Source organism: Geodermatophilus sp. SYSU D00684, assembly GCF_054050455.1.
In genome coordinates, this window is the sequence record NZ_JBJGZI010000042.1 from 23413 (window position 1) to 29614 (window position 6202).

The 6202-nt window shown below is 78.0% G+C and carries 6 protein-coding genes; 4 read left to right on the forward strand and 2 right to left on the reverse strand.

Annotated features, from left to right (window positions below):
• The 4 genes from rplT (at position 1) to ACI79L_RS22660 (ending at position 2717) form a co-directional block, all read left to right on the forward strand.
• Positions 1–387 carry a 50S ribosomal protein L20 gene (gene rplT / locus ACI79L_RS22645; RefSeq protein ID WP_075015337.1) on the forward strand — a complete coding sequence of 129 codons (387 nt, stop codon included), beginning with the start codon at positions 1–3 and terminating at the stop codon, positions 385–387.
• Positions 388–551: 164 nt separating this feature from the next.
• Positions 552–1343, forward strand: a complete 792-nt coding sequence (locus ACI79L_RS22650; RefSeq protein WP_456938957.1) for a TrmH family RNA methyltransferase — start codon at positions 552–554, stop codon at positions 1341–1343.
• Positions 1344–1356: 13 nt separating this feature from the next.
• Positions 1357–1932, forward strand: coding sequence for a DinB family protein (locus ACI79L_RS22655; RefSeq protein ID WP_456938958.1), 576 nt, complete (start codon positions 1357–1359; stop codon positions 1930–1932).
• Positions 1933–2057: 125 nt separating this feature from the next.
• Positions 2058–2717 carry a TetR/AcrR family transcriptional regulator gene (locus ACI79L_RS22660; protein ID WP_456938959.1) on the forward strand — a complete coding sequence of 220 codons (660 nt, stop codon included), beginning with the start codon at positions 2058–2060 and terminating at the stop codon, positions 2715–2717.
• Positions 2718–2778: 61 nt separating this feature from the next.
• Here ACI79L_RS22660 and ACI79L_RS22665 read toward each other — a convergent pair whose 3' ends face one another.
• A complete protein-coding gene (locus ACI79L_RS22665; protein WP_456938960.1) occupies positions 2779–5103 on the reverse strand; it encodes a diguanylate cyclase domain-containing protein in 2325 nt (774 codons plus the stop codon).
• A gap of 90 nt (positions 5104–5193) precedes the next feature.
• The gene (locus tag ACI79L_RS22670) at positions 5194–6036 is read right to left on the reverse strand and encodes an EamA family transporter (protein ID WP_456938961.1); all 843 of its coding nucleotides are present in this window, start codon (positions 6034–6036) and stop codon (positions 5194–5196) included.
• Between the last annotated feature and the right edge of the window lie 166 nt (positions 6037–6202).

Here is a 6202-nt window from a genome sequence, read left to right on the forward strand (position 1 = left end):
GTGGCACGCGTGAAGCGGGCGGTCAACGCCCAGAAGAAGCGCCGGACGACCCTCGAGGCCGCCAGCGGGTACCGCGGTCAGCGTTCGCGCCTGTACCGCAAGGCCAAGGAGCAGATCCTCCACTCGGCCACCTACAACTACCGCGACCGCAAGGCGCGCAAGGGTGACTTCCGCAAGCTGTGGATCACCCGCATCAACGCCGCCGCGCGGCAGAACGACATGACCTACAACCGGTTCATGCAGGGCCTGAAGCTGGCCGGCATCGAGCTCGACCGCCGCGTGCTCGCCGAGCTCGCGGTCAACGAGCCGGCCGCCTTCGCCGCCCTGGTGGAGACCGCCCGGGCCGCCGTCGCCGCGGCCCCGGCCGGCGGCGAGCAGGCCGCCTGAACCACCCTCTCCCGACGCCGTCGGTGTCCGGCCCACCAGGGCCGGCGCCGGCGGCGTCGGTGCGTGTGGGCGCGGGTGCTCCTGGCGAGATCGCGCGATCTCGCCGCCGGGAGGCCCCGGGAAACGCCGAGATCGCGCGATCTCGACCGAGACGGGAGGACGACGTGAGCGAGCTGCTGACCGAGCGGTCCGGGCGGGTCGCCGCCGCGCGGAAGCTGACCCGGCGCGCCGGTCGCGACGCCGCGGGCGCCTTCCTCGCCGAGGGCCGCCAGGCGGTGTCCGAGGCGCTGGCCACCGCGCCGGACGACGTCCGCGAGGTGTTCGCCACCGAGGCCGCGGCCGCCGCGCACCGCGACCTGCTCGCCGGCACGAGCGTCCCCGTCCGGCTGGTCACCGAGAAGGCCGCCGCGGGCCTGTCCGAGACCGTGACGCCGCAGGGCCTGGTCGCCGTCTGCGCGCTGCGCGACCTGCCCGCCGAGGCGCTGACCGCCGACCCGCCCCCGCTCGCCGTCGGCCTGGCCGGCCTGGCCGACCCCGGCAACGCCGGCACCGTGCTGCGCACCGCCGACGCGTGCGGCGCCGGCGCGGTGGTCTTCGGCGCCGGGTCCGCCGACCCCTACGGCGGCAAGGCGGTCCGGTCCAGCGCCGGCAGCCTGTTCCACGTCGACGTCGTCCGGGGGGCGCCGCTGGAGCCCCTGGTCGCCGGCCTGCGGGCCCGCGGGGTCACCGTGCTGGCCGCCGACGGCGGGGGCGAGGCGGCGCTCGACGGGCTGGGGGACGCCCTGGCCGGGCCGGTGCTGTGGCTGTTCGGCAACGAGGCGCGCGGCGTGCCACCGGAGCTGGCCGCGGCCGCCGACGCCCGGGTGCGGATCCCGATGCGCGGCCGCGCGGAGAGCCTCAACCTGGCCGCCGCCGCGGCGATCTGCCTCTACGCGACGCAGCTCGCCCAGGGCTGAGAGGCTGCCCCGCGTGGACGACGCCAAGGCCGTGCTGCTGCGCTACCTCACCACCGCCCGCGAGGCGCTGCTGTGGAAGCTCGAGGGGCTGTCCGGCTACGACGTCCGCCGGCCGCTGACGGCCACCGGCACCAACCTGCTCGGGCTGGTCAAGCACCTGGCCTGCGTGGAGGCCGGCTACCTCGGCACCGTCGTCGGCCGGCCGTTCCCCGAGCCGATGATCTGGGACGACCCGGACGCCGGGGACGACGACCTGTGGGTGCGCCCCGACGAGTCCCGGGAGGACGTCCTGGCGCTGTACGCCCGCGCCACCGCGCACGCCGACGCCTCCGTCGCCGCACTGCCGCTGGACGCCACCGGCGAGGTGCCGTGGTGGCCCGAGGAGCGGCGGCACCCCACGCTGCACACGCTTCTGGTGCACGTGCTCGCCGAGGTCGCCCGCCACGCCGGGCACGCCGACGTGCTGCGCGAGGGCCTCGACGGCGCGGCCGGCCTGCGGCGGGACGACGACAACCTCACCCGCGACGGCGACGCCGACCGGGCCGCCTACGTCGCGATGGTCGAGGAGGCCGCCACGCCGTACCGGTGAGGCCGACGCGCCGCGGCCGGTGCCGGGCCGGGTGCCGATGCCTTCCCGCCACGGGCCGCGGACGGCAGGGTGCACGTCTGCGGCCCTCCCCGGGGCGGCCGATGTCTCTGTGGCGGAGGGCAGCTGTGACCGTGGGACCCAGGCAACGGCTCGACGACGACGCGCCCGCGGTCGCCGACGGACGGCGCGCCCGCTGGACCGAGCACCGCCGCGCCCGCCGGGAGGAGCTGGTCGCCGCCGCCGTCGAGGCGGTCCGCAGGGCGGGCCCGGGCTTCGCCGTGGACGACGTCGCCCGCGCCGCCGGGGTGTCCAAGACGGTCATCTACCGCTACTTCACCGACAAGGACGAGCTGGTCGACGCCGTCCTCGAACGGATCTCCTCGGCGATCCTGCTGCCGCGGCTGCTCGGGGAGCTGGCCGCCGAGCGCCGCGACGACGTCGAGCGGCTGCGCGCGGTCATCGCCGCGTTCGTGCTGCTGGTCGAGGACGAGCCGGAGCTCTACCGCTTCGCCTACGCCTCGGCCGGCCGCGCCGGGCGCCCGGACCTCGTCGCCGCCACCGAGCGCGAGGTCGCCGGCGCGCTGGCGGCACTGCTCGGCGACCGGCTGGCCGCCGCGGGCCGGCCCACCGCCGCCGTGACGACGTGGGCCTACGGGGTCGTCGGCATGGTGCAGCTGGCCGCGCACTGGTGGTCGGGCACCCGCGAGGTGCCCGCCGCCGAGCTGGTCGAGCAGCTGACCGTGCTGGCCGCCGGGGGACTGGTCGGCCTGCTGCCGCCCGCCTGAGCCCGACGCCGCGCCGGCGCCCCAGCGGTGCGCCGTCCCCGCCCCGTGCCGGGGCGTACGCCTACGGCAGGACCGGCTCCCGCCGCGGCAGCGGCGCGGCGCCCGCGGCGGCCCGCGCGGTGGCGGCCCGGGCGGTGGCGTCGCGGGTGACCGCCTTGCGGTCGTACATGCGCAGGTCGGCGCGGTGCAGCAGGTCGGCGAACACGACGCCGTCGGCGGGGCAGACGCTGACCCCGATGCTGGCGTCCACGTGCACCTCGGTGCCGTGCAGCAGCACCGGCCGGCGGATCGAGGCGGTGAGCTCGTCGGCGACCCGCCGCGCCTCCTCCAGCGCCGTCTCCGGCCGCAGGTCCGGCAGCGCGACGAGGAACTCGTCGCCGCCCAGGCGGGCCAGCAGGTCGCGGCGGCGGACCCGCTCGCGCAGCCGGCGGGCGACCACCTGCAGCAGCTCGTCGCCGGCGGCGTGGCCGAGCCGGTCGTTGACCGCCTTGAACCCGTCGAGGTCGACGAACAGCAGGCCGAGCGCGTCGCCGCGGGCGCGGGCCTCCCAGATCGCGGCCTCCACCTGCTCCTCCAGCCGGCGCCGGTTGGGCAGCCCGGTCAGCGGGTCGGTGTAGGCCAGCTCCTGGATGCGGGCCAGCGCGGCCGACGTGCGGTCGCGCTCGCGGACCAGCGCCCGCTCGGCCTCCACGCGCGCGGTGACGTCCACCTGCACGCCGATGTACTGGACGACGGCGCCGTCGGCGTCGTGCACCGGGGCGAGGTGCAGCTCGTTCCACCACGGCGTCCGCCCGGGGCCGCGGACGTTGAGCAGCGTCTCCCGGCACGGCCGGCCGGCGTCGACCGCGGCGCGGACGCGGGCGACCGCGCCCGGGTCGGTGTCGGGGTGCTGCAGCAGCCGGCAGTTGCGGCCGAGGATCTCGTCCGAGGACAGGCCGGCCAGCTGCCGGAAGGCCTCGTTGGCGTAGACGATCGGCTGGTCGGGCAGCCGCACGTCGACGACGGTCACCCCGCTCGGCGTGGCGTCCAGCGCCCGCCGCAGCAGCACCTCCGCCTGCGTGGTGCCCACGGCCAGGCCGGCGGCCGCCGGGCTGGCCGTGGGCGCGGGACGGGGTGCCGGGGCCGCAGCCGGGACGGCGTCGCCGGCGCGCGGGGCCACCCGGGAGAGCAGCGACGACGCCGCGCGGGACACCGTGGTGCGCTCGTAGGTGAGCGCGTACTCGAAGGTGCGCTCCGGGTCGGGGCCGTCGTCGCCGAGGTCGCGGGCCAGCAGCGCGGCGCTGAAGTGCGGGGACAGGACGGCGACGTCCCACTCGCCGCGGACCGGGTCGTCCTCGGCCAGGTGCGCGCCGCGCAGCCCGGGCAGCGGCTCCACCGGCAGGTCCTCGCCCAGGGCGCAGACGAAGCCGGTGCGCTCGACCAGGTCGCGGTAGCGCTGGGTGGTGGAGACGGTGAAGTGGCGGGCCTCCTGGAAGGTCGCGGCCACCACGCAGGTCTCGCCCAGGCGCAGGGCCTCCCGCTCCAGCTGCTTGGACAGCTCGATGAGCAGGGCCTTGGGCGCGCGGCGCAGCGGGACGTCGTCGGGCAGGCAGGCGAAGGGGGAGACCGCGCCGGCCGCGCCGGTGGGCCGGCCGGCGCCGGGCAGCACCAGCTCGCCGACCGGCAGCTCCGGGGCGGCGCCCGGGCCGGGGCGGCCGAAGAACCAGCCCTGGCCGAGGGTGGCGCCCAGGCCCCGGGCGTAGGCCAGGTGCCCGGCGGTCTCGATGCCCTCGGCGAGCACCACGGCGCCGCTGCGCTCGGCGTAGGCGTTGACCGCGTTCATGATCTCGGCGATCGCGGGGCCGGGGCGCTCCTGCACCAGGCGCAGGTCGAGCTTGACGACGTCGGGGCACAGCAGCGGCAGGAACGCCAGCGACATCGACTCGGCGCCGACGTCGTCGACCGCGATCGCCCAACCCAGCTCGCGCACCCGCTCGACGGTGCGCAGCAGCTCGGCCGGGCGGGCCGCGATCGCCCGCTCGGTGATCTCCATGACCACCCGCAGGTCGCCGGGCGCGCCCTCGGCGATGGCGACGAGGTCGGCCAGCGGCGCGGTGTCGAGCACCTCGGGCTCGACGTTGACGAAGACGGTCAGCGGCGCGACCAGCCCGCCGTCGACGGCGCCGCGGAAGGCGGCCGCCCGGCAGGCCTCGTCCAGCTCCGCGAGCCGGCCGGCGCCGCGGGCCGCGGCGAACAGTGCGTCGGGCCGCTCCAGCGTGCCCACCGGGCCGCGCGCCAGCGCCTCGTAGGCCACCACGCGCCCGGTGTCGATCTCGACGATGGGCTGGAAGACGCTGCGCACGCCGCGCAGGGCCTCGGCGAGGACGGGGTCGGATCCGGACGGCACCGGTGCCTCCTGGGGGCGGGTCACCTCCCGGTCGTCGGCACCGGGTCCCCGTTCCGACACCCGACCGTCCGCCCGGGTCCCCCGGGAGGGTCAGGCGGGCAGCGCAATGAGCACGACGGCGGCCGCCGCGACGGCGAGCCCGGCCTGCTGGGCCCCGGCCAGCCGCTCGCGCAGCACCACCTGCGCCAGCACGACCGTGCTCGCCGGGTACAGCGACGCCAGCACGCCGGTGATCGCCAACTGCTCGCCGACCTGGGTGGCGACGAGGAACAGCGCGTTGGCCGTCATGTCGGCCACGCCGGCGAGCACCACGACCGGCAGCACCCGGCGGGACACGAGCAGCGACCGGCCCGACGCCAGCGCGAGCCCGCCGATCAGCAGCACCGACACCACGCGGGCGGCCAGCAGCGGGCTCAGTCCCGAGTCCTCGCCGGTGCGGTCCAGCAGCACGAAGAACAGCCCGAACCCGGCGCCGGCGGCCAGCGCCGGCCCCATGCTGGCCGGCCGGGCGGTGCGCAGCGAGGACAGCCCGCCCTCGGCCGCCACGAGCACCACCGCGACCAGCGCGAGCAGGATCCCCAGCGCGGCCAGCACGCCGATCCGCTCGCCGAGCAGCAGGCCGCCGACCACCGGCAGCGCCGCGGCCGACACCGCCGTCACCGGGGCCACCACGCTCATCACCCCGGTGGCCAGCGAGCGGTAGAACAGCAGCAGCCCGGCCCCGCCGGCGACGCCCGCGGCCGCGCCCCAGCCCAGGTCGGCGGGCGTGGGGCTGCCGCCGAGCCAGGGGAGCAGCAGCACGACGGCGACCAGCCCGGCGGCCTGCGACAGCGCGACGACGGCAGCCGCGGCGGCCCGGCGGCTGGCGATCCCCCCGCAGAAGTCGGCCATCCCGTAGACGACGGCCGAGGCCAGCGCCAGCACCATCGCCATCCGGTGCGCCTCCCGAGTCCTCGTCCCGCCGTCCCGCCGATCCTGGCAGCCGGTGCCGACGCGGCCCCGCCCCGGGCGGGGTCCCCGGGGGCGGGGGGTTGGGGGGGGGGGGGGGCTTGCCGGGCGCGGGTGGGGGGCCCCGGCCCCAGCGATCCCCCCCCGGCGG